Origin of the sequence: Cardiobacterium valvarum, assembly GCF_900460955.1 — a bacterium.
Taxonomy (GTDB): domain Bacteria; phylum Pseudomonadota; class Gammaproteobacteria; order Cardiobacteriales; family Cardiobacteriaceae; genus Cardiobacterium; species Cardiobacterium valvarum.
Window position 1 is genome coordinate 1,319,736 of record NZ_UFUW01000001.1, and the last position, 22,111, is coordinate 1,341,846.

Annotated in this window: 19 protein-coding genes and 2 pseudogenes; 9 read left to right on the forward strand and 12 right to left on the reverse strand. The window is 60.8% G+C overall.

Annotation, left to right across the window (positions count from 1 at the left end; genetic code table 11):
• Positions 1-37 precede the first annotated feature (37 nt).
• Positions 38-905 (forward strand): annotated as a pseudogene (locus tag DY250_RS14895) (acetamidase/formamidase family protein).
• Positions 906-1,226: 321 nt separating this feature from the next.
• On the opposite strand, the gene rnr reads toward DY250_RS14895, so the two are convergent.
• From rnr to DY250_RS06385, 3 genes are read right to left on the reverse strand one after another with little or no spacing between them, the layout of a single operon-like run.
• Positions 1,227-3,950: a ribonuclease R gene (rnr, locus tag DY250_RS06375; RefSeq protein ID WP_245951053.1), complete on the reverse strand. Its 2,724-nt coding sequence runs from the start codon at positions 3,948-3,950 to the stop codon at positions 1,227-1,229.
• Between the two features lie 28 nt (positions 3,951-3,978).
• A complete protein-coding gene (gene pyrC / locus DY250_RS06380; RefSeq protein WP_115611563.1) occupies positions 3,979-5,016 on the reverse strand; it encodes a dihydroorotase in 1,038 nt (345 codons plus the stop codon).
• A 21-nt stretch (positions 5,017-5,037) separates the two neighbouring features.
• Complete coding sequence (locus DY250_RS06385; protein WP_245951054.1) at positions 5,038-6,855, reverse strand: M61 family metallopeptidase; 1,818 nt, start codon at positions 6,853-6,855, stop codon at positions 5,038-5,040.
• Positions 6,856-6,967: 112 nt separating this feature from the next.
• Between DY250_RS06385 and clpS the strand changes: the two genes are divergently transcribed.
• Together clpS and clpA are read left to right on the forward strand one after the other, a co-directional pair.
• The gene (clpS, locus tag DY250_RS06390) at positions 6,968-7,282 is read left to right on the forward strand and encodes an ATP-dependent Clp protease adapter ClpS (protein ID WP_115611565.1); all 315 of its coding nucleotides are present in this window, start codon (positions 6,968-6,970) and stop codon (positions 7,280-7,282) included.
• Between the two features lie 18 nt (positions 7,283-7,300).
• On the forward strand, positions 7,301-9,586 hold the full coding sequence (gene clpA / locus DY250_RS06395; protein WP_115611566.1) for an ATP-dependent Clp protease ATP-binding subunit ClpA: 2,286 nt from the start codon (positions 7,301-7,303) through the stop codon (positions 9,584-9,586).
• A 507-nt stretch (positions 9,587-10,093) separates the two neighbouring features.
• On the opposite strand, the gene dld is transcribed toward clpA, so the two are convergent.
• From dld to DY250_RS06435, 8 genes are all read right to left on the reverse strand, one after another.
• The gene (gene dld / locus DY250_RS06400) at positions 10,094-11,827 is read right to left on the reverse strand and encodes a D-lactate dehydrogenase (protein WP_115611567.1); all 1,734 of its coding nucleotides are present in this window, start codon (positions 11,825-11,827) and stop codon (positions 10,094-10,096) included.
• A 44-nt stretch (positions 11,828-11,871) separates the two neighbouring features.
• Positions 11,872-12,234 carry an immunity 22 family protein gene (locus DY250_RS06405; RefSeq protein WP_115611568.1) on the reverse strand — a complete coding sequence of 121 codons (363 nt, stop codon included), beginning with the start codon at positions 12,232-12,234 and terminating at the stop codon, positions 11,872-11,874.
• Between the two features lie 147 nt (positions 12,235-12,381).
• Positions 12,382-12,846, reverse strand: a complete 465-nt coding sequence (locus DY250_RS06410; RefSeq protein WP_115611569.1) for a carboxymuconolactone decarboxylase family protein — start codon at positions 12,844-12,846, stop codon at positions 12,382-12,384.
• 6 nt (positions 12,847-12,852) lie between these two features.
• Positions 12,853-13,101 carry a DUF1902 domain-containing protein gene (locus tag DY250_RS06415; protein WP_115611570.1) on the reverse strand — a complete coding sequence of 83 codons (249 nt, stop codon included), beginning with the start codon at positions 13,099-13,101 and terminating at the stop codon, positions 12,853-12,855.
• A gap of 10 nt (positions 13,102-13,111) precedes the next feature.
• Complete coding sequence (gene purF / locus DY250_RS06420; protein ID WP_115611571.1) at positions 13,112-14,617, reverse strand: amidophosphoribosyltransferase; 1,506 nt, start codon at positions 14,615-14,617, stop codon at positions 13,112-13,114.
• A gap of 80 nt (positions 14,618-14,697) precedes the next feature.
• Positions 14,698-15,531 (reverse strand): KPN_02809 family neutral zinc metallopeptidase, encoded by an 834-nt coding sequence (gene ypfJ / locus DY250_RS06425; protein ID WP_115611572.1) that lies wholly within the window; start codon positions 15,529-15,531, stop codon positions 14,698-14,700.
• A 23-nt stretch (positions 15,532-15,554) separates the two neighbouring features.
• Positions 15,555-16,295: a type III pantothenate kinase gene (locus DY250_RS06430; RefSeq protein WP_115611573.1), complete on the reverse strand. Its 741-nt coding sequence runs from the start codon at positions 16,293-16,295 to the stop codon at positions 15,555-15,557.
• Between the two features lie 2 nt (positions 16,296-16,297).
• The gene (locus DY250_RS06435) at positions 16,298-16,771 is read right to left on the reverse strand and encodes a hypothetical protein (protein WP_115611574.1); all 474 of its coding nucleotides are present in this window, start codon (positions 16,769-16,771) and stop codon (positions 16,298-16,300) included.
• Positions 16,772-16,835: 64 nt separating this feature from the next.
• On the opposite strand from DY250_RS06435, the gene rpe reads away from it, so the two are divergent.
• The 6 genes and pseudogenes from rpe to DY250_RS06465 all read left to right on the forward strand — a co-directional run bounded on the left by rpe (position 16,836) and on the right by DY250_RS06465 (position 21,068).
• Complete coding sequence (rpe, locus tag DY250_RS06440) at positions 16,836-17,513, forward strand: ribulose-phosphate 3-epimerase (RefSeq protein WP_115611575.1); 678 nt, start codon at positions 16,836-16,838, stop codon at positions 17,511-17,513.
• The gene (gene trpE, locus DY250_RS06445; RefSeq protein ID WP_115611576.1) at positions 17,510-18,946 is read left to right on the forward strand and encodes an anthranilate synthase component I; all 1,437 of its coding nucleotides are present in this window, start codon (positions 17,510-17,512) and stop codon (positions 18,944-18,946) included. The genes rpe and trpE overlap by 4 nt, the downstream gene beginning before the upstream one ends.
• A gap of 30 nt (positions 18,947-18,976) precedes the next feature.
• On the forward strand, positions 18,977-19,489 hold the full coding sequence (locus tag DY250_RS06450) for a tetratricopeptide repeat protein (RefSeq protein ID WP_115611577.1): 513 nt from the start codon (positions 18,977-18,979) through the stop codon (positions 19,487-19,489).
• A 201-nt stretch (positions 19,490-19,690) separates the two neighbouring features.
• Positions 19,691-19,981, forward strand: a complete 291-nt coding sequence (locus tag DY250_RS06455) for an Imm7 family immunity protein (RefSeq protein WP_115611578.1) — start codon at positions 19,691-19,693, stop codon at positions 19,979-19,981.
• A 10-nt stretch (positions 19,982-19,991) separates the two neighbouring features.
• Positions 19,992-20,096, forward strand: a pseudogene (locus DY250_RS15100) (Imm7 family immunity protein); the annotation flags it as partial.
• A 261-nt stretch (positions 20,097-20,357) separates the two neighbouring features.
• The gene (locus DY250_RS06465; protein ID WP_115611579.1) at positions 20,358-21,068 is read left to right on the forward strand and encodes a helix-turn-helix transcriptional regulator; all 711 of its coding nucleotides are present in this window, start codon (positions 20,358-20,360) and stop codon (positions 21,066-21,068) included.
• Positions 21,069-21,121: 53 nt separating this feature from the next.
• Here DY250_RS06465 and DY250_RS06470 read toward each other — a convergent pair whose 3' ends face one another.
• The gene (locus DY250_RS06470) at positions 21,122-21,757 is read right to left on the reverse strand and encodes a glutathione S-transferase family protein (protein ID WP_245951055.1); all 636 of its coding nucleotides are present in this window, start codon (positions 21,755-21,757) and stop codon (positions 21,122-21,124) included.
• Between the last annotated feature and the right edge of the window lie 354 nt (positions 21,758-22,111).

The window sequence follows — 22,111 nt, forward strand, 5'->3', positions numbered from 1 at the left end:
GTATTCTACAACTTCCCATTCCCATCAGGAGCTTCCCATGATCCCTACCATTGCCGCCGGCCACATAATCTATGCCATGTCGCCGCAAAACCCATTCGTGCTGCGTGTGGTAGACGGCAGTCGTGTCCGCTTCGAGACCTGCGACTGTTTTACCGACTAGATTCAGCAGCCCGGCGACACCTTTGAGCAACTGGACTGGAACCGCATCAATCCATCGACCAGCCGCTTTACATCGAAGGCGCCGAGCCGGGCGACACCCTGCGCGTGCATATCCACCGCATCGAGCTGGACAAGCGCGCGGTGCTGGCGACCCTGCCCGGCGCGGGTGTAGCGGGAGCGCGTCTGACGGCCGGACGCATTGACTTTGTGCCAGTGGCGGAAGATCACGTCGTGCTTTTCGATACGCTGCGCCTGCCGCGCAATCCGATGATCGGCGTCATTGGCACCGCACCCGCTGGAGAAGCGGTCAGCTGCGGCACGCCGGATACGTATGGCGGCTATATGGACACCAAAATCATCAGCGAAGGCACGACCCTGCTCCTGCCGGTCAACGTGGCGGGTGCACTGCTGGCGATGGGCGACGGCGAAGTCGGCGTCTCCGGCCTGGAAATCAAGGGCGTGGTTGAGGTGGAAGCGCACGTCATCAAAGGCCGCCGCTGGCGGTCACGGCGGATGCCTGCCACACCATTGCCTCCGCCCCGACTCTGGATCAGGCGGCGGAAATGGTGACGCTGATGATGAGCGATCTGCTCTGCGCCCACGGCGGGCTGGATGCCAATCGCGCGATCGCCCTGCAAAGCATCGCTGGCGACGTACATATCTGCCAGATGGTTGACCCGAACCGCACCTGCCGCTTCACCCTGCCGCGCACGGTGTGCGAAACCCTGGGGATTGCGCTGCCGTAAAGCGGCCTTTATGCCCCGGTATCGCTTCGTAAGCCGCAGCGCCGGGCGATGGAAAAGGCTGGGGCAGGTGCCCACTGGACTCGCCAAGCGGGATAGATGCTGGGGATTACAAAATCGCTGTTGCCGCTGCGCGATTTTTCTCAACCCTCTCCCCCAACCCCTTCCCCACTGGGGGAGGGGCTTTTTCGTGCGGGTTTTAGGTTTGGGTACGCGCCAAACGACGTAAATACTGGCCTCACCAAGTGGCATGAATGCTGGCCTTGTTAAGCACCGTAAATACTGAGCCCACCAAGCGGCGTAAGTGCCGGATCCGTCAGGATGTCAGGCGTTCTTTTTTGTCCGCTTGGCTTTGGCAGCGGTTTTTTTCGCTGTTTTTTCTGTTTTGGCCGCTGTTTTTGTGGCTTTCGCCGCTTTGGCGGGTTTCGCTGCTTTTTCCACAGTTTTTGCGGCTTTGGTCGCTTTGGCGGGTTTTACTGTTTTTTCCGCAGTCTTCGCGGCTTTAGCTGCCTTGGCGGGTTTCGCTGCTTTTTCCGCAGTCTTCTCGGCTTTAGCTGTCTTGGCGGGTTTTGCTGCTTTTTCTGTGGTCTTCGCGGCTTTGGCCGCTTTGGCGGGTTTTGCCGCTTTTTCCGCAGTCTTCGCGGCTTTGGCCGCTTTGTCGGGTTTTGCTGCGTTTTCTGCAGTCTTCGCAGCTTTCTCCGCTTTGGCGGGTTTGGTCGCTTTTTCCGCAGTCTTCGTGGTTTTGGCGGCTTTCGCGGTTTTTGTCGCTTGCGCGGGTTCTGTCGTTTTGGCCGCCGGCGTTGTTGTCTGGGCAGGCGGAGCGGTGGTCTTGCCGCGTTTTTTGCCGCCGCCGAGTGCTTTGCCCTGGTGGGCGATGAGTTCGAAGTCGATTTTGCGGTCTTCGAGATCGACTTTGGCAACCTGGATTTCCACTTCGTCCATCAGCGCGAAGCGGTAGCCGCTGCGTTCGCCGGTGAGGGTGAAGGTGTCGCTGTGGTAGTGGTAGTAGTCGTTGGTCAGGGTCGAGACGTGGACGAGGCCGTCGATGCCGAGGTCGTCCAGCGCCACGAAGAAGCCGAAGTTGGTGATGCCGGCGATGCGGCCATGGTAGTGCTCGCCGATGCGGTGGCTCATGAATTCGCATTTGAGGAAGTCCATGGCGTCACGGGTGGCTTCGTCGGCGCGGCGTTCGGTCATCGAGCAGTGTTTGCCTTTTTCGACCATGCTTTCGGCGCTGTACGGGTAGTCTTCGCGGCTGCCGCCGTGCAGGTGGTGGCGGATGGCGCGGTGCACAAGCAGGTCGGGGTAGCGGCGGATGGGCGAGGTGAAGTGCGCGTAGTGTTCGAGCGCGAGGCCGAAGTGGCCACGGTTGTCCGGGACGTAGATGGCCTGGCTCATGCTGCGCAGTACCATGGTTTCGATTTGGGCGTAGTCGGGGCGTTCGGCGCAGCGGGTGAGCAGTTCGGAGAATTGTTGCGGGGTAGCGCTTTCTGCTCCGCCCTGCCAGCGGATGCCGCGTTTGCCAAGGAAGTCGATGAGGCGGGCGAGGCGTTCTTCGCTGGGGTCGTCGTGGACGCGGTAGAGGGCGGGGATTTTGTGTTTGCCGATGGTTTTGGCCGCGCAGATGTTTGCCGCAATCATGCATTCTTCGATGAGGCGGTGCGATTCGAGGCGTTCGCGGGTTTTGATGGTTTCGATTTTGCCTTCGCTGTCGTAGATGAATTCGGGCTCGGCGGCGTGGAAGTCGATGACGCTGCGCGCTTCTCTGGCGGCGTGCAGGATCTGGTACACGCTTTTCAGGGTGTCGAGCGGGCGGGCGAGTTTGGCGAAGCTGTCACGCAGCAGGGTGTTGTCGGCAAAGAGGATTTCTTCAACGGTTTCGTAGGTAAGGCGGGCATGCGAGTGGATGACGGCGTCGTGGAAGGCGCTGCGCTTGATGCTGCCGTCCGGCGCGAGGGTGATTTCGCAGACCATCGCCAGGCGGTCCACCTCGGGGTTGAGCGAGCAGAGGCCGTTGGAGAGTTTTTCCGGCAGCATGGGGATGACGCGGTCGGGGAAGTACACGGAGGTGCCCCGGTTGTAGGCTTCTGTGTCGAGCGGGCTGTCGGGGCGGACGTAGTGGGCGACGTCGGCAATGGCGACGTAGAGGCGGTAGTTGCTGCCGCGTTTTTCGGCATAGACGGCGTCGTCGAAGTCGCGCGCGGTGATGCCGTCGATGGTGACGAAGGGCAGGTGGCGCAGATCGAGGCGGCTGTCATAGTCTTCCGCTTGCAGTTCGTCGGGCAGGTGTTCGCTTTCGGCGAGGACGTCGGCGGGGAATTCAGCAGGGATGTTGTGGTTTTCGATGGCGATGTCGGTTTCCATGCCGGCCGACATGGCTTCGCCGAGGACGGCGATGATTTTGCCGATGGGCTGCCGGTAGCGCGAGGGGTAGGCGGTGATTTCGCCGATGACGACTTGTCCCGCCTTGCCGCCACCGAGTTCGCCCGCCGGTATGAGCATGTGCTGGGTCAGGCGGCGGTTTTCCGGGACGAGGGTCCACACGCCATGCTGTACGGCGAGTTTGCCGACGATGCGTTTTTGTGCGCGTTCGAGGATTTCCACTGGCGCGTAGTCTTTGCGGCCGCTGTCGTCTTCATGTTTGACGCGGGCAAGGATTTTGTCGCCGTGCATGAGTTCGGCCATGTATTTGGGCGGGATGAAGCCGTCCGGTTCGCCGCTTTCCGGGCTGAGGAAGCCGTAGCCTTCCTGGTGGGCGATGACGAAACCGGCGACAAGGTCCATTTTGCGGGTGACACCGTAGCGGCCCTGGCGGTTGCACATGAGCTGCCCGGCGCTGAGCATGGCTTTCAGGCGGTATTGCAGGCGGTCGGCTTCTTCGCTGTCCATGGCGAAGGCTTTGGTGATTTGCGTGAAGGTGAGCGGTTTGCCCTGCGCTTCCAGCCAGCTGAGGATGTATTCGCGGCTGGGCAGGGGATTCGCGCCGTATTTGCGTTGTTCGCGGGCGTGGTAGGGGTCTTCCGTCCGCCAGTTTTTTGCGTTTTTCATGGTGTTTCTATGTGTGTTGGCGATGGGGTTAGGCGGTTTTGATGCGCCACGGCCATTTCTGCCCCGCCAGGAAGGGGACGACTTCGCTATCGCCGTAGGGCAGGGTATCCGGGAAGGTTTGCGGGCAGCGTTCGAGGGTGATTTCGCCGCTGTTGTAGGGCAGGCCGTAGTAGTCGGCGCCGTGTCTGGCGGCGAAGGCCGGCAGTTTGTCGAGCGCGCCCGCCTGTTCGAAGGCGGCGGCGTAGAGCGGCAGGGTGGCGTGGCCGGTGTAGCAGCCGGCGCAGCCGCAGGCGTTTTCTTTGCTGTGTTTGGCGTGCGGGGCGCTGTCGGTGCCCATGAAGAAGCGCGGGTCGCCGCTCGCGACGGCGTCAAGCAGGGCGCGGCGGTCGTTCTCGGTTTTAAGGATGGGCAGGCAGTAGTAGTGCGGTTTGATGCCGCCGACGAGCAGGGCGTTGCGGTTGTAGAGGAGGTGGTGGGCGGTGATGGTCGCGGCGAGGTTTTCTTTTTGGGCGCGGATGTAGGCGACGGCGTGCGCGGTGGTGATGTGTTCGAGGACGATGCGTAGTGCCGGGTGGCGCTGACGCAGCGGGTCGAGCACGGTGTCGATGAAGGTGGCTTCGCGGTCAAAGATGTCGATGCCGTCGGTCGTTACTTCGCCGTGGATAAGCAGCAGCAGGCCCGCTTGGGCGATGGCGTCGAGGATGGGATCAAGCGCGGCGGCATCGGCCACACCCTGGGCAGAGTTGGTGGTCGCACCTTTGGGATACCATTTGACGGCGACGACGCCGGCGGCTTTGGCGGCGCGTACGGTGTCCACGCTGAGGTTGTCGCTGAGGTAGAGGCTCATCAGCGGGGTGAAGCGGGCGCCCGCCGGGATGTGGGCAGTGATGCGTTCGCGGTAGGCAGAGACGGCCTCTATGCTGTCCACTGCCGGGGTGAGGTTGGGCATGATGAGGGCGCGGGCGCATTGTCGCGTGGCGTCGGGCACGGTGCGGGCGAGGGCGGCGCCGTCGCGCAGGTGGATGTGCAGGTCGTCCGGGGTGGGCAGGGTGAGGGTTTGGGTCATGTTTGGGTTCCGGTTGGGGATTCAGTTGTGTTCGTTGCGGTTGAACCAGTGCCGCTGGCGCATGCGGGTGATGTCATCGGCGTCGCTGTTGCGCTGGATGAGGCAGGTGTCGAGTGAGGTGGGTTCGAGGGTGAAGGCGATGGCGTGCAAGACGTTGTCGCGGAAGACGTGCAGCACGGCGGCGTTGCCCGGCGCGGCATAGCGCAGGTGGCGCGCCAGTTGGGTGTCGTCGGCGCGGTAGCCGTTCACGGCGACAAGCTGGTCGTCCACGGCGATACCCGCCAGTGCCGCCGGGCTGGTGTCGTCAATGCGGGTCACGTGGTAATGGTTTCCGTGTTTTTGCCAGCGGATGCCGGGGTCGCTCTGATAGCGCTGCGCGGTGGGTACGTCGCTGCCGAGGTCGCCGTTGCTGGCGGCGGGCAGCATGTGGATGGTGAGACCGATGTATGCGGCGGCTTCGTCCAGCGGCAGCGGGTCGGTGCTGTGTACGAGGCGGCGGAGGAAGCCGCGCAGCGGGGTTTCGAGGTCGTCCGGCAAGAGGTCGGCGGTCAGGCGGATGAAGCGTTCTTCGTCGATGGCTTCGCCGCTTCTGTGGTAGTCGTGCCAGAGGCGGTGCATGATCATCGGCAGGCTGACGCCGTCTTCGCTGTGTGCGCGCAGGTAGATGTCGAGGCAGAAAGCAGCCAGCGCACCCTGGATGTAGTAGGTGGTGCTGCTGTTCACCGCGTCTTCGCCGCCGTTGTAGAGTTTGGTCCAGGCTTCGTAGCTGGATTGGGCAAGGGTCTGCACGTGCCGCCCTGGCCGCTGGCGGTAACGGGCGATGTCCTGCGCGAGGAGTTCGAGGTAGCTGTGGATGGTGATGACACCGCTTCTGACCAGCAACCAGTTGTCGAAGAAGGCGGTAAAGCCTTCGAAGAGCCAGAGCATTTCGGTCGGCTGTTCATTTTGCAGGTCGTAGTGGCGGTATTCGGGCGGGCGCATCGCTTTGATGTTCCAGGTGTGGAAGTATTCGTGCGAGAAGAGACCGAGCAGTTGGGCGTAGCGGGTGCTGCCCCGGTTGTCCGGCTCGGGCAGGCTGTCGCGCGAGGCCATGAGCAGGGTGGAGCAGCTGTGTTCGAGGCCGCCGTAGAGATTGTCACCGAGGTGAAGGAGGAAGGTGTAGCGGTTCATCGGCGGCAGGCCGCCGAAGAGCATGACGGCTTCGCGGCAGATGGTCTGCACGTCGCGGCGCAGGCGTTCATGGCCGTAGTCCCAGCAACGGCCGCTGATGACGATGTCGTGCGGCACGCCGCCGGCGGTGAAGGAAAGGATGGTCAGTTCATGGGCGAACATTAAGGGGGTGTCGATCATCTGGTCGTAGTTGTCGAACCAGTAGGCGCCGTCACTGTTGGTCTGTGCCCCCGCCACTTGCCAACCGGCGCGGTGTCCTTCCAGCGCGAGAACGAGACGTTGCGGCAGGTGTTCCATCCCTTCGATGGCGAGACAGGCGCAGCAGGGGTTCAGAATGCCGCGTTCGTGGTCGAGGTAGCAGCCACGCACGCTGATGTCGCGTGCGTAGATACTGTATGTGATAAGGAGTTCGTCGCAGTGTTCGGGAACGCTGACCCGCCAGCGTGAAGGGGTTTCGAAGGTATGCGGAATAAGGTTGCCGTCGCGGTCACGCACAGCGAGACGGGAGAGCAGGCGAGCAAAGTCGCGGCGCATGTAGCTGCCCGGTATCCATATTGGCAGATAGAAGACGATTTCACTCATTGCCGCCACCGGTACACGCTGCTGCACATTGAAGCGGTGTCCGCCGGGCGCGGGGGCAACTTGGAAAGAGATAACGGAAGCTGACATAATGACCTCAGGAGCGAAGTTAAGTCGCGTTATCTTACCATTTGCGCTATCTGCGGCTTGAAAAAAGCCCTGCCGCCGCCATGTCTGCGCCAGTCTTCCCCGAAGCATTGCCATGAGCCCCCAACACGATTTTGAGACCGATACCGACACCCTGACCGCCGACCCCGAACTCGACGAACCCCGCCTGTTTGAAGTTGTCCTCCTAAACGACGATTACACCACGATGGAATTTGTTATTGACGTACTGATGCGCTTCTTCCGCAAAAACCACACCGAAGCCGAAAACATCATGTGGCAAGTGCACGAAAGAGGCAGCGGCGTTTGCGGCATCTACCCGTATGAAATCGCCGAAAGCAAAGTCAACCAAGTCATCGAACACGCGCGCAGTCATAACTTCCCGCTACTGTGCGTGCTGCGACCCCATTAAAGGAGAAGGAGAAACCCCATGCTATCCACCGCCTTGGAAAAAGCCGTTGACCGCGCTTATCACAGCGCGCAAAGCGCCAACCACGAATTTCTCACCCTCGAACACCTGCTGCTCGCGCTATTGGACGAACGCAGCGTCGTCGACGCCTTGCTCACCTTCGGCGTGGATCTTGCCAAACTGCGTGAACAACTCAACAAATACCTGAACGAACACTGCCCGCAATTCCCGCAGGACAACGGCGGCCGCGTCACCCAGCCGACCACCGCCTTCCAGCGCATGATCCAGCGCGCCGTGCTGCACGCGCGCAACGCCGGCAAACAGGAAGTCAGCTGCCTGAACGCGCTTGTCGCCATCATCAGCGAACGCGACAGCTACGCCGCCTACTTCCTGCGCCAACAAGAAGTCGAACGCCTCGACCTCGTCAACTACATCACCCACGGCGGCGCCCAACCCGCCAAAGAAAGCGAAGAAGCGAAAGAAGGCGAAGAAAACGAAGGGCCACGCAAATCCGCCATAAGCGAATTTACCAACAACCTTAACCAGCGCGCCCAGGAAGGCCGCATTGACCCGCTCATCGGGCGCAGCCGCGAAATCGAGCGCACCATCCAGACCCTTTGCCGCCGCCGCAAAAACAACCCCATCCTCGTCGGCGAAGCGGGTGTGGGCAAAACTGCCATCGCCGAAGGCCTTGCCAAAGCCATCGTCGAAGGTGACGTGCCACCCATCCTCAAAAACGCCACCATCTACAGCCTCGACATCGGCTCGCTGCTCGCCGGCACCAAATACCGGGGCGACTTCGAAAACCGCATCAAAGCCCTGCTCAAAGAACTGCGCGCCATCCCCGACGCCATCCTCTTTATCGACGAAATCCACACCATCATCGGCGCGGGCTCGGCAAACAGCAGCAGCATGGATGCCTCCAACCTCATCAAACCGGCGCTGGCGAACGGTGAACTGCGCTGCATCGGCGCCACCACCGACAAAGAATACCGGCAAATCTTCGAAAAAGACCACGCGCTGGCCCGCCGCTTCCAGAAAGTGGACATCGTCGAACCCGCCATTGACGACGCTATCGCCATCCTGCAAGGCCTCGTGCCGCGCTACGAAGACTTCCACCACATCCGCTACAGCATGGAAGCCATCGAAGCCGCCGTGCGCCTCTCCGACCGCTACATCAACGACCGCCGCCTGCCGGACAAAGCCATTGACCTCATCGACGAAGCCGGCGCGCGCCAGCACCTCATCCCCGAAGCCGAACGCGGCGACACCATTGACGCCCTCACCATTGAAAAACTCATCGCCAGCGTCGCGCGCATCCCGGAAAAAAGCGTCAACAAAGACGACCGCAACCAGCTCAAAACCCTTGAACGCGACCTGAAAACCGTCGTCTTCGGCCAGGACGACGCCATCGAACACCTCGCCGCCGCCATCAAACTGAGCCGCGCCGGCCTGCGTGACAACGAAAAACCCATCGGCAGCTTCCTCTTTACCGGCCCGACCGGCGTCGGCAAAACCGAAGTCTGCCGCCAACTCGCGCACGTCCTCGGCATTAAACTGCTGCGCTTCGACATGAGCGAATACATGGAAGCGCATACCGTCAGCCGCCTCATCGGCGCGCCGCCCGGCTACGTCGGCCACGAACAGGCGGGGCTGCTCACCAACCAGATCCAGAAAAACCCGCACGCCGTGCTGCTTTTGGACGAAATCGAAAAAGCCCACCCCGACATCATGAACCTGCTGCTGCAAATCATGGATCACGGCATGGTGACCGATGCGACCGGGCGCGAAATTAACTGCCGCAACCTCATCCTCATCCTCACCAGCAACGTCGGCGCCTTCGAAATGGAAAAAAACCGCATCGGCTTCGCCGCCGCAAACAACAAAGAAAGCAGCGACGCCCAAGCCGAAGCCGCCGTCAAACGCCACTTCACCCCCGAATTCAGGAACCGCCTGGACGCCATCATCCGCTTTGCCCCGCTGGGTAACGACGCCATCCGTCACGTCATTGACAAATTCATCATCGAACTCGAACAACAGCTGGAAGACAAACACGTCAGCATCAGCCTCGAAGAAAGTGCCAAAGACTGGCTGGCCAAACACGGCTACGACCCGAAAATGGGCGCGCGACCGATGGCCCGCCTCATCCAGAAACACATCAAGCAGCCGCTGGCCGAACAACTGCTCTTCGGCGAACTGGCCGAAAACGGCGGCCATGTGGACGTGACCATCCGCGACGATGCACCGGCGCTGGTCATTACCGCCGAAACCCCAACACCGCAAGAAAAAAGCCTGCCGGAACTGTAAACCTGCCAACACACCAAGCCCCCGCATAACGGGGGCTTTTTTCATAGCCTTGCGACGACCGCCCTACCTGTCCTGAAAAGCCAGGATTTATCGCGCTTGGCGGCGATTTGCGAACCCAGTGTTTATCCCGCTTGGCGGCAATTTGCGAGCCCATATCTATCCCGCTTGGTGACGGTTTGCGAACTCAGTGTTTATCCCGCTTGGCGGCTTGTGAGCCCAGTGTTTGTCCCGCTTGGCGGCGGTTTGCGAGCCCAGTGTTTATCCCGCTTGGCGGCAATTTGCGAGCCCATGTTTATCCCGCTTGGCGGTGGTTTGTGAGCCCGGTGTTTGTCCCGCTTGGTGGGCATTTTCGCCCTACGGACGAACACCCCCCCACCCTGACCCTCCCCCGCAAGCAGGGAGGGAATTCGGATGCTTGACCGACGTTCGGGAAGCCCGTATTTATCCCGCTTGACAGCCTTCAGGGTGAAGTAAAGCCGGATTGTTTCCGGCTTTTTGTGGGTTGGTTCAGTGTTCGCCGCAAGAGCAGATTTTGTTATCGTCCACCCAGTGTTTTTTCTTCGTGGTCTTGCCGATGCCGGGGTTCAGGCTGTTGGTCGGGTCTTGCGCGCGGTAGAAGTCCGCCAGGGCTTCTTTGGCATGGTAGAGGTGGCCGACGTTGTGTTCTGCCGGGTATTCCGCGCCTTTGCCGTCGAGGTACTCAAGCAGCAGGTGTTTGACGGCAGCGGCGTCGGTACCGGGTTTGAGGATGTAGTCCTGGTGCATGACGTGGCAGAAGAAGTGGCCGTAGTAGAGTTTGTGCGCGATGTACTGGTCGATTTCCGGCGGCAGGCGTTCGAACCAGTCGCGTTCGTTGCGGCGCAGGGCGATGTCGAGCGCGAGCAGGTCGCCGACTTGTTTGCCGTGCACGGCGTGGTAGCGGTTCGCGGCGCCGGCAGCAGCGAAGCGGTGCAGGGTCGCCTGTGCGCCTTCGGCACCGTTGCAGGCGTAGTAGGCGCCGCGTTCGGGGTACGCGCTGAAGTATTCGTCGAGGTAGGCAGCGGCTTCGTCCACACCGCCATCGGCCATTTTCAGGATGAGGTGGTGTTCGTATTTGGCGCGCATGTCGCGCATGAAGGCGGGCAGGTGCGAGGGCAGGGCGTCGGTGATGCACTGGATGAGGCGGTCGCTGCTTGCCGTCGGCAGGTGCAGTTTGGCCGCCCAGCGGTCAAAGGTGTTTTTCCAGCGGAAGAAGCGCGGGATGTGTTTGCTGCCAAGGCGGTCGATGACGAGGTAGGTGTCGCGGCCGTAGCGTTCGGCGATGTCATAGCAGTCGCGGTGCATGTATTCGCCGGAGACGGGCAGGTTTTTGAAGGTGCCGAGGATGTGGCGGCGCAGCTCGGTGAGGGTGTCGGGGTCGTGGGCGCCGATGTAGTAGGTTTGTTGGCGCGCGGGTTTGGCGAAGGTGTCGATGCGCACGGCGAAGACGATAAGGCGGCCTGCTGAACCGGAGGCTTCGTAGAGGCGGCGGCCGTCGTTGTTGTAGCGCGCGGGGGTGTCGGCGTCGATGTCGCGCACGCGGGTCTGGTATTCGTGGTCGGAGGTTTGGCTGTTTGCGGGCTGGATGTCGGCGTCCGTGTAGTCGCCGTTTTGCAGGCGGTTAAGCAGGGCTTCAGGGTGGCTGCCGAGGTCAAGGCCGAGGTGGTTGATGAGTTCAAGCTGGCCGTTTTCGTTCAGGCGGGCATAGGCGGCCATTTCGGTGTAGGCGGGGCCGCGGTGGATAAGCGCGCCGCCGCTGTTGTTGCAGATGCCGCCGATGATGGAGGCACCGATGCAGGAGGAGCCGATGACGCTGTGCGGTTCGCGGCCAATGGCGGCAAGGGCGTCTTCGAGTTCGTAGAGGGTGGCGCCGGGCAGGGCGATGGCCTGTTCGCCGTTTTCGATGAGGCGGATGCCTTTCAGGCGGCGCGTGGAGACGAGGACGACGGGGCGGTCGTAGTCGCCGTAGGGGGATGATCCGCCGGTGAGGCCGGTGTTGCTCGCCTGCATGATGATGATGAGGTCGTGCGCGACGCAGGTTTCGGCGATTTGCCAGAGTTGGTAGAGGGTTTGTGGCTGGACAACGGCAAGCACGTCGCCTTCGCCGTAGCGGATGCCTTTGCGGTAAGGCACGGTTTTTGCCGGGTCGGTGATGGTGTGGCGTTTGCCAACGATGGCGCGCAAGGCGGCGAGGGCAGGGTGGTTGGCAGTTGGTTTTTTCATGGGGGTTCCTGTTGTGTTTAATGGGTTATGGGGATGCCGGAAAATTATTTTTTGTAAGAATAGGCGCCCACAAATTTTATGCGCCCGCTACTCTTGGCCGGTTTGGCCAGAAAATCATAGATTAAGTAGAGTGAATTGAATTCTCCGGCTTGTTTTAGATCATTAACAGCCTCTTGGGGGAAACTATCGCCATATGAATGCATCCGTAAACAAGTATCGGGAGTGTTATTTTTGCAAAAACTGGCTTCTGCCAAATCCGCATCATACCAATCGATGCCCGTTTCTTTAATGAAATCGCTGCTTATCAGGGCATTATCGGAATATATGGGCTCAACGTATTCTTGCAGGGATGCTTCATCGGTGAATATGCCTACCCAAAGAGAAAAGGTGTTTTCTTTATATGGCATTTGTATTTCAGCTCGATATTTGATTGAGAATGTCAGGCAAATTGCCAATGTTGTTCATTGCTATTGGTTGTTTATTCAAAAATGCCATCAGTATTTGAATTCATCTGAATAGTTTGTTGACGATGGTGAGTGGATGAGAGGGTTTCATTAGGCCAATGCCGCTTTATCCAGTCCTATAATTTTGTCCATGCCGCCAGCGGGGGTGGCGAAGGCGGCGTTGAGGCGGTTCCAGGTGTTGATGGTGTTGATGACGTGGGTGAGGGCGACCAGTTCTTCTTCGTCGAAATGGGCGCGCACGGCAGCGTAGTCGGCATCGCTGACATGGTGGTCGGCCAGGCGGGTGAGGGTTTCCGCCCATTGCAGCGCGGCGCGTTCTTTCTCGCTGAACAGGGCGGATTCGCGCCAGACGGGCAGGTGGTAGAGGCGCAGTTCGCGCTCACCGTGCAGTTTGGCTTCTTTGACGTGCATATCAACGCAGAAGACGCAGCCGTTGATTTGCGAGACGCGGATTTTGATGAGGTCTTTGAGGGGGTTATCCAGTTTGAGGCTGGCTTCGAGGGAGAGCAATGCTTGGTAGGTGGCAGTTGCGTGTTGGGAGTAATGCAGGCGCATGGTGTTTTAATCAGGAAAGTGCAGGTGGAAGCGGTCATCGGCTGTGCCATAGCCGCACAGTTCGTACATTTCCGGCGCAACAGCCCATACGCGCTTAATCAATGCTTCGTAGCTTTCTGCTTCGGTAACGATGCCGAGAGGTTCGCAGACAGCGGTCAGTCCACTACTTTCCCTGTCACGAATAATGTCCACAGTAAAAGACTTTGCCGGATTCTCCGGATGCTGGTTTTGTAAAAAATATGTTTTGGTATTCATTGGATAACTCCTAATTTTGTTCCGCGACAGCTTCCATCGGCGTTTTGCGTGAGGCTTTGTTGTCGCGGCGCGCTTCTTCGAGGCGGGCGAGGTAGGCGTCGTCAATGTCGCCGGTGATGTAGCAGCCGTTGAAGACGGAGCAGTCGAAGTCTTGCGGCAGGCTGTATTTAGTGTCCATGCAGGCGTCGATGAGGTCGGGAAGACGCTGGTAGATGACGCGGTCGGCACCGATGGCAGCGGCAACTTCGTTTTCTTCGAGTTTGTAGGCGATGAGTTCGCTGTGCGTCGGCATGTCGATGCCATAGACGTTCGGGTAGCGAACCGGCGGCGCGGCGCTGGCGAAGTACACTTTTTTCGCGCCTGCATCGCGCGCCATCTGGATGATTTGTTCGCTGGTGGTGCCGCGCACGATGGAATCGTCAACAAGCAGGACGTTCTTGTTGCGAAATTCGAGGGTCATCGCGTTCAGTTTTTGCCGCACGGATTTTTTCCGCTGTTTTTGCCCGGGCATAATGAAGGTGCGGCCGATGTAGCGGTTTTTCACGAAGCCTTCGCGGTATTTGACGCCGAGGTGCGCAGCGAGCTGGATAGCCGAGCAGCGGCTGGTGTCGGGGATGGGGATAACGACGTCGATGTCGTGTTCCGGCCATTCATGGCGGATGCGTTCGGCGAGTTTTTCGCCCATGCGCAGGCGGGCTTTGTAGACGTTGATGCCGTCAATGGTGGAATCGGGGCGGGCGAAGTAAACGTACTCAAAGATGCAGGGGACGCGTTTCGGCGCGTCCGCACACTGGCGGTGGTGCACGCTGCCGTCGGCGGTGATGATGAGGCATTCGCCGGGTTCGAGGTCGCGCACGATGCTGTAGCCCTGGGATTCGAGGGCGACGGATTCGCTGGCAATCATGTATTCGAGGCCGTCTTCGCCGTCGCGCACGCCGTAGATGAGCGGGCGGATGGCGAACGGGTCGCGGAAGGCGACGAGGCCGTAGCCGCTGATCATGGCGACGACGGCGTAGGCACCGCGCACACGGCGGTGGGTGGCGGCGACGGCGGTGAAGATGGCGTCCGGGTTCGGGCGCAGTTGCGCCTGGCGTTGCAGTTCGTGGGCGAAGACGTTGAGCAGGGCTTCGGAATCGGAGCGGGTGTTGATGTGGCGCAGGTCGCTGGCGTAGATGTCGCGGATGAGTTCGTCGCTGTTGGTAAGGTTGCCGTTATGGGCGAGGGCGATGCCGTAGGGCGAGTTGACGTAGAGCGGCTGTGCTTCGGCAGCGCTGGTGGTGCCGGCGGTGGGGTAGCGCACATGGCCGATGCCAAAGCAGCCGATGAGGCGGCGCATTTCCCGCTCGTCGAAGACGTCGCGCACAAGGCCGTTGTCTTTGTGCAGGAAGAAGCGCCCGTCTTCGTCGCAGGTGGCGATACCGGCGGCATCCTGCCCACGGTGCTGCAGGACGGTGAGGGCGTCGTAAAGCGCCTGGTTGACGTAGTGTTTGCCGACGATTCCGACGATGCCGCACATGGTGTTCCCCTTGGTTAAGACGGGCACGGATTATACTGCCGCGCCCGGTATGGTTACTACACGCCCCGGCTGCTGCGCGCTCAGTTGAAGGTGTTGCAGCGGCTGATTTCGCCATATTGCAGGCCGGTGTTGAGCCATTTCATGCGGTCAGCGGAGCTGCCGTGGGTGAAGTTGGCGGGGTTGACCCGCTGTCCGGCACGCTGCATCAGGGTGTCGTCGCCGACGGCTTCGGCGGCTTTCAGGCCATTGCGGATATCGGCTTCGTTGATGCGGATCTTGCTGTATTTTTCGAGTTTGTTGCCCCAGATGCCGGCGTAGCAGTCCGCTTGCAGTTCGATGCGCACGGAGATTTGGTTGGCAGTGGCTTTGTTGCTGCGGCGCATTTGTGTGTGCGCCTGGCCGAGGGTGCCGAGCAGGTTTTGCACGTGGTGGCCGACTTCGTGCGCGACGACGTAGGCGAAGGCAAATTCGCCGCTGGCACCCATTTTTTGCATTTCGCGGTAGAAGGCGGGATCGATGTAGAGTTTTTGGTCGGCGGAGCAGTAGAAGGGGCCGGTGGCGCTGCTGCTGATGCCGCAGGCGGATTGCACCTGTCCCTCAAAGAGGACGAGGGTCGGCTCACGGTAGGATTTGCCGTACTGGCGGAAGATGGGTTGCCAGACGTCTTCGGTGGAAGCGAGGACGGCGCCGAGGAAGCGTTTGGCTTCGTCGTCTTTGCCGCTGCCGGTGCTGCTCTGGCTTTGGCCGATGCCACTGCCTTCGACGAAGCCGAGCATGGTGCCGGGATCGATGCCGAATGCCCAGCCGATGAGGACGATGAGGAGTCCGCCGAGGCCGATGCCGCCGCCGACGAGTGCGCCTCCGCCGCGTCGGTCTTCGACGTTGCTACTGCGACGATTGTTTTGCCATTCCATATTGTTTGCCTCTGTTGTGTGGGTTAGTCGGTATTTTCGGCGGCCAGACGGTCGATCATGCCGCGAAACATAAGATCGGGCTCAATGCGGTAGTCCGGTCGGTTGCCGAAAAGGATTTGTGCGTCGCCGCCGAAGGCGAAGCGGTGGTAGTAGTGGCCGGTTGCGGTTTCGAGTTCGTCCATGATGCCGTTGATGCCTGCTGGCAGAGCGTGGTGGATGCCTGCGCCGATGCAGGAAGCGGTGTCATTGCCAAGCGGGTTGGGTGTCCAGCGCATGGGTTTGAGTTTTTGTGTGTGTTGCAGCAGGGCGTTTTCGGCCAACCGGATGCCGGGCAGGATAAGGCCGCCGAGGTGCTGGCCGTCGTGCTCAACGACATCAAGGGTGATGGCCGTGCCGCAGCCGACGACGCAGAGCGGCTCGTGGGTGAGCCCGCGTGCGCCGAGCATGGCAAGGTAGCGGTCGCTGCCAAGCAGGGTAGCGTCTTCGTAGGCAACGGTGAGGGTGTGGTTGGTTTCTTTTTGCGCGGTGAAGACGTGTACCGGTTTGCGCCACAGGTCATCGGCAATGGTGGCAACGTCGTCAACGATATCGTCGTTTTTGACGCTGCTCATGGCGATGCGTTTCGGTTCGGGCAGGAGGTGCCAGGCGCGCCACAGTTTGGTGCGCCAGTCTTCGCGGTAAGACGCCGCTTCGACGATACCCGGCACGCTGCTGCCGTAGAGCCATTTGATGCGGGAATTGCCCGCGTCGATCAGGAGATACACGGTTAATCCTCGAAGACGGGTTTGCCGTTCACGATGCGCACGGCGCGGCCTTTCTGGTCGATGTCGCCGTCAAGGGCGAACTCGCGCCAGCGGTTGATGGCGGGCAGGTAGGGACACAGGTTCCAGTCGGTCAAGCGGGATAACAGCGCGCTTTCCAGCCCGTCCAGATCGGGAACGGTGATCCGCGCCAGTGAGCCCTCGCCATGCGGGCTGACGTTAACGACGACCTGTCCCAGCGGTATGTCGTCGCGGAAAAGCGAGCCGTCACGACGCAGGCGCAAATCGCTGCTTTCCGCCGCGCAGAGCGTTACCGCCTGCAACAAACCCTGATGCAGCGCGGGGGTACCGTCCAGCGGATAACAGAGGGCAAGCCAGCCACCGCCGCGCCCGCAGGCGGGGGCAGACTGCTGCGCCAGCCAGCGGCTGAGGGCATCAACATCGGGAAAAACGCCGTCGTGGCGGGGCAAGTCGTGCACGGGAAAAACCTGAAATTGCTTAGTAGAATGGCGCGGCATTGTACATAACACAGGAACAAACATCATGCGTCCAGCCCTCATCGCTCCCTCCATCCTATCCGCCGATTTCGCCCGCCTTGGCGACGACGTGGCCGCCGTTCTCGCTGCCGGTGCGGACATCATCCACTTCGACGTGATGGATAACCACTTCGTCCCCAACCTCAGCTTCGGCGCGCCCATCTGCAAAGCTCTGCGCGACTACGGCATCACCGCACCGATTGACGTGCACCTCATGACCAGCCCGGTGGACAGCCTCATCGAACCCTTCGCCAAAGCGGGCGCGGACTACATCAGCTTCCATCCCGAAGCGACCATCCACATTGACCGCAGCCTGCAACAAATCAAGGACCACGGCCTGAAAGCGGGGCTCGTCTTCAACCCCGCCACCCCGCTCACCTGCCTCGAATACATCATGGACAAACTCGACCTCATCCTCATCATGTCCGTCAACCCCGGCTTTGGCGGGCAGAGCTTCCTGCCGTCCGCCCTGGCCAAACTGCGCGCCGTGCGCCGCCTTATCGACGCAAGCGGCCGCGACATCCGCCTCGAAGTCGATGGCGGCGTCAAAACCGACAACATCGCCGCAATCGCTGCGGCGGGCGCGGACATGTTCGTGGCGGGATCAGCCATCTTCAACGCGGCCGACTACGCCGCCGTCATCAACACCATGCGCCAGGAAATCGCCAAAGGACAAACCGCATGAACTACACCCACCAACCCGTCGTCCGCACCATCCTCGCTGACCTGCTCACCCCCGTCGCCCTCTATGACCGCCTTGCAGGCGCGCCCTACACCTACCTGCTCGAATCCGTCGAAGGCGGCGAACGCTGGGCGCGTTACAGCATGATCGGCCTGCCCGCGCGCGAAGTCGCCACCATCCGCGACCACCATCTCACCATCCGCCGCGACGGTGCCGTCATCGAAGAACGCGAGCTCGCCGACCCGCTTGCCTGGCTCGCCGACTACCACGCCACCATCCGCCCCGCACCACTGCCCATTGACCTGCCGTTCAGCGGCGGCCTCGTTGGCTACCTGGCCTACGACAGCATCGGCTACATCGAAGCACGTCTCGCCAATCGCCCGCAGAACGACCCGCTTGGTGTGCCGGACATCCTCTACATGCAAAGCCTCGACGTCGCCGTACTTGACAACCTGCGCGGCGAAGTCCACCTCATCAGCCACGCCGACCTCGCCGACCCGAACGGCCTCGCCGCTGCCGAAGCGCGACTGGATGCCATGGTCGCCGCCATCAACCGCCCCGGCACGGCACAAGTGCGCGCCCTGAACCGCCACGCCCGGCCACCCGCCATTCAGCACCACTACCCCGAAGCCCAGTTCAAGGCAGACGTCGCCAAAATCCGCGAATACATCAAAGCGGGCGACTGCATGCAAGTCGTGCCCTCACAGCGCATGAGCTGCGCCTACACCCACGCACCGCTCGACTACTACCGCGCCCTGCGCCACACCAACCCATCGCCGTACATGTACCTGCTCGACCTTGACGACTTCCACATCATCGGCTCCTCCCCGGAAATCCTCGCCCGCGTCCAGGGCGACACCGTCACCGTGCGCCCGCTCGCCGGCACACGCAAACGCGGCAAAACCCCGGCAGAAGACAAAGCACTCGAACAAGAACTGCTGGCAGATGCCAAAGAAATCGCCGAGCACATCATGCTCATCGATTTGGGCAGGAACGACGTTGGTCGTGTCAGCAAAGCCGGCACCGTCAAAATTAGCGAAAAAATGGTGATCGAGCGCTACTCGCACGTCATGCACATCGTCTCCAACGTCGAAGGCACCTTGCGCGACGACGTCGGGCCGATGGACGTGCTGCGCGCCACCTTCCCGGCGGGAACACTCAGCGGCGCACCAAAAATCCGCGCGATGGAAATCATCGACGAAGTCGAACCCGAACGGCGCGGCGTGTACGGCGGCGCCGTCGGCTACTGGTCATGGGGCGGCAACATGGACATGGCGATCGCTATCCGCACCGCCATCATCAAAAATGGCCGCCTCTACGCACAGGCGGGCGCGGGCATCGTGTACGACTCCAACCCCGACAGCGAATGGCAGGAAACCCTCAACAAAGCCGGCGCCGTCATCGCCGCCGCCAGCCTGCTGGACGAGGGGGAATAAAACCCCCTTCCACCCTCACAGAAAACACCCATGAAAACACCAACCCCGCTACCCGCTGCTGACCTCAGCGACAGCGAAAAAGAAACCTTGCGCGCTGACGCCACCATCGCCTACGAACAGGGAAACTACGCCGCCGCCTGGCACACCAACACCATCCTGGCCGAAGCAGGCGATGCCCTCGGCCAATACAACCTCGGCGTGTTGTACAGCGAAGGACGGGGCGTGCCACAAGACTACGTGCAAGCCCGCGCCTGGTACGAAAAAGCCGCCGTGCAGGGGTATGCCGCTGCGCAATACAACCTCGGCATCATGTGCGCCAACGGCTGGGGAGGGCCGAAAGATAACGGACAGGCCCGCGCATGGTATGAACGGGCGGCCGAACAGGGCGATGCCAAGGCACAAACCAACCTCGGCGTGTTATACGCTGACGGGCGGGCCGGAGTGCAGGACTACGTCCTGGCCCGCGCATGGTGGGAAAAGGCCGCCGCGCAGGGAGATGCCAAGGCACAAATCGCCCTGCAAATGCTGGACGATTTGGCATAACCCATCCCTACCCGCTGGGTATCATCGTCTGCCGAGCAGATCCGTCAGGCGGCGTAAACACCGGATTTGCGCACCCCAGCGCAGCCCCTATTCTTGCCTGATCGCCCCTTGCCCGACTTACGGTAGCGCAACCATGTAGAGACGTTGCCTGCAACGTCCCAAAACATCTCGAAACAACCCTAACAACCAGAACAAAACATCATGTTTGAATACCAAGGCTGGGCCACCATCTTGCCCACATACTACGAAGACGACGCCGCAGAAGACGCCTTTGACGAAACTGCCGCAGAACTCATCGCGGAACTGGAAAAACTTGCCGCTGATCACAAAGCTTGCAACATCAACAACGCATGCGGCATCGGTTACATGAATGGGCATTTGCGTTGCTGGTTCATGGGATACAGCAACCACCGCTGCCAGGAATGGGAAGAAATCATGGCCTACTTTCAGACTCTGGCCGTGAAAGCCCCGGGTTCTTGCGGCCTCCTTTGATGAAGACCCGGTCAAAAACAACGCATTCCAGATTTTTATATTGAAAAAAGGACGCATCATAGAAACCGATGACATCTGGCTGTCTCCCTGCGTCCCTGAAATCGAAGAAATATAAGATGGCCCTACGGCTGAGAAGCCTGTAAGCGTTGTAAATACTGGCCCCGCCAAGCGGTATAAATACTGGGCCCGCCAAGCGGCGTAAATACTGGGCCCGCCAAGCGGCGTAAATACTGGCCCCGCCAAGCGGTATAAATACTGGGCCCGCCAAGCGGCGTCAATATTGGGCCCGCCAAGCGGGATAAACATTGGACTTATAGCAATCCGCAAACCGCAGATACCGTTACACTAGCCGCCCGTTCATCCCGAAACCCGCACCATGACCCGCACCAACCGTCTGCTCACCCTTTTGCAGTATCTGCGCGACAGCCGTCGTGCCATCACCGCGCAAACCCTCGCAGAAACTCTGGGCATCAGTCTGCGCACCCTCTATCGCGATATTGAAACCCTGCGTGCGCAGGGCGCGGACATCCGGGGCGGCGCAGGCACGGGCTATCTCTTGCACCGCACCGACTTTCTTTTGCCGCCGCTCACTTTCGATGCCGCCGAAACCGAGGCGCTGGTCTTCGGTATGCGCAGCGCCGTCGCCCAGGGCGATGATGATTTGGCTGAGGCAGCCTGGCGCGTCATCAATAAAATCCGCGATGTGCTCAGCGAGGAATGGCGCGACCGTCTCGCTGCGCAAGCGGTGTATCCGCTGGTTGCCAAAGTCCCTTATCGTGCCGATGAAGCCCGTATTCTGCCGCGTGTGCGCCATGCCCTGCGCACGGCAAGTCGCCTGCATATCCACTACACCGACGCCAAGGGCGAGAGCACCCGCCGCACTATCTGGCCGCTGGCGTTGGGCTATTTTGAGGACGCGCGCCTGCTCGCGGCCTGGTGCGAACTGCGCGGCGATTTCCGTCATTTCCGTTGCGAGCGCATCACCAGTGCCGATCCCGGCAAACCTTATCCCGTGCCGCATACCGTCCTGCTGCGCCGCTGGCAGGCGCAGGAGGAAATCGACCTCTTCAAACGCTACGGTTTTTGACGAAAAAAACCGCCACGCGGCGAGCCGGGTGGCGGTCGAGGGCAGTTGCTGTATCAGGCGTTGCCCGCTTCTATCTGGGCTAATAATGCCGCGTCCAGCTCCTGCGCGCGCAGATGGGCGGGGCGGGTGAAGTGGCGGTTCATGTAATCGGTGCACACCGCATCAGCGGGCAGCACCTGCACCTTGTGAATCATCCAGGCGAGCAAGCCGCTGTAATACAGGTCTAGCGCGCTGAAATGATCGCCGAGGAAAAATTCCCGTCCGGCGAGATGCTTTTTCAGGGTGCTGACGATGGTGTCAAAATCGCCATAGCCGATGGCGAGGCGCTGCTCGTCGTTATTGCTGACGCCGCGCCATTTATCCACCGCCGCGTATTCGAGGTGCAAGGCAAAGCAGAGCCAGCGGTAATACTCGCCGCGCGCGCTGGTGCCGACGGCGGGAATCAGCGCTTTTTCCGGATAGAGGTCGGCGAGGTGGGTGAGGATGGCGGCGGTTTCGGTGATGACCGCGTCATCCACCTTCAGTGCCGGCACCTTGCCCATCGGGTTGATGGCGAGGTAGTCGGCCTGCTTCATCGTCGTGCCATAGGCAAGGCCGACAGTCTCGTAATGCGCGCCGCATTCTTCCAGCATCCAGCGGACATTGTGACCGCGCGATTGCGGGTGGGTGTAGAAAGTCAGGTGAGGCATAGTTGCTCCGTGGTTGAAAACGGCGCGCATGGTAACGGTGGGGCGTGTCAGTTTTTGGCAGCAGCAGGAGCATCATCCATCCGGCGGCAGTTTTGTCGGGCCATGCGCTTTTCCAACTTTTCTTTTCAGGGGACGGAATAAGCGTTCATTCTGCCGCGTAGTTCAGCCCGCCTTTGTTGGCAAGCAGGCTCGGGGTGATGGCGATAGCCTGTTTGCCGGCGAGGAGATCAGCATTTTCTCCAGATACGCTTTGAAGTGTGGCGTGGCGCGGCGGCTTTGGTAAGCGGCGTCTTTCCCAAATGGCGCACCGTTTATGCCTAACTTCCAGAGATGGAGCGAGCCCCGCAAAAGTGG

Bases quoted from the DNA above. Each gene is read 5' to 3' on its own strand.
- pyrC (WP_115611563.1), bottom strand. From the start codon at position 5,016: ATGACCCAAACCCTCACCCTGCCCACCCCGGACGACCTGCACATCCAC.
- clpA (WP_115611566.1), top strand. From the start codon at position 7,301: ATGCTATCCACCGCCTTGGAAAAAGCCGTTGACCGCGCTTATCACAGC.
- DY250_RS06385 (WP_245951054.1), bottom strand. From the start codon at position 6,855: ATGTCAGCTTCCGTTATCTCTTTCCAAGTTGCCCCCGCGCCCGGCGGA.
- clpS (WP_115611565.1), top strand. From the start codon at position 6,968: ATGAGCCCCCAACACGATTTTGAGACCGATACCGACACCCTGACCGCC.
- trpE (WP_115611576.1), top strand. From the start codon at position 17,510: ATGAACTACACCCACCAACCCGTCGTCCGCACCATCCTCGCTGACCTG.
- DY250_RS06450 (WP_115611577.1), top strand. From the start codon at position 18,977: ATGAAAACACCAACCCCGCTACCCGCTGCTGACCTCAGCGACAGCGAA.
- dld (WP_115611567.1), bottom strand. From the start codon at position 11,827: ATGAAAAAACCAACTGCCAACCACCCTGCCCTCGCCGCCTTGCGCGCC.
- DY250_RS06410 (WP_115611569.1), bottom strand. From the start codon at position 12,846: ATGCGCCTGCATTACTCCCAACACGCAACTGCCACCTACCAAGCATTG.
- DY250_RS06470 (WP_245951055.1), bottom strand. From the start codon at position 21,757: ATGCCTCACCTGACTTTCTACACCCACCCGCAATCGCGCGGTCACAAT.
- DY250_RS06455 (WP_115611578.1), top strand. From the start codon at position 19,691: ATGTTTGAATACCAAGGCTGGGCCACCATCTTGCCCACATACTACGAA.
- ypfJ (WP_115611572.1), bottom strand. From the start codon at position 15,531: ATGGAATGGCAAAACAATCGTCGCAGTAGCAACGTCGAAGACCGACGC.
- DY250_RS06405 (WP_115611568.1), bottom strand. From the start codon at position 12,234: ATGCCATATAAAGAAAACACCTTTTCTCTTTGGGTAGGCATATTCACC.
- DY250_RS06465 (WP_115611579.1), top strand. From the start codon at position 20,358: ATGACCCGCACCAACCGTCTGCTCACCCTTTTGCAGTATCTGCGCGAC.
- rnr (WP_245951053.1), bottom strand. From the start codon at position 3,950: ATGAAAAACGCAAAAAACTGGCGGACGGAAGACCCCTACCACGCCCGC.
- purF (WP_115611571.1), bottom strand. From the start codon at position 14,617: ATGTGCGGCATCGTCGGAATCGTCGGCAAACACTACGTCAACCAGGCG.
- DY250_RS06415 (WP_115611570.1), bottom strand. From the start codon at position 13,101: ATGAATACCAAAACATATTTTTTACAAAACCAGCATCCGGAGAATCCG.
- rpe (WP_115611575.1), top strand. From the start codon at position 16,836: ATGCGTCCAGCCCTCATCGCTCCCTCCATCCTATCCGCCGATTTCGCC.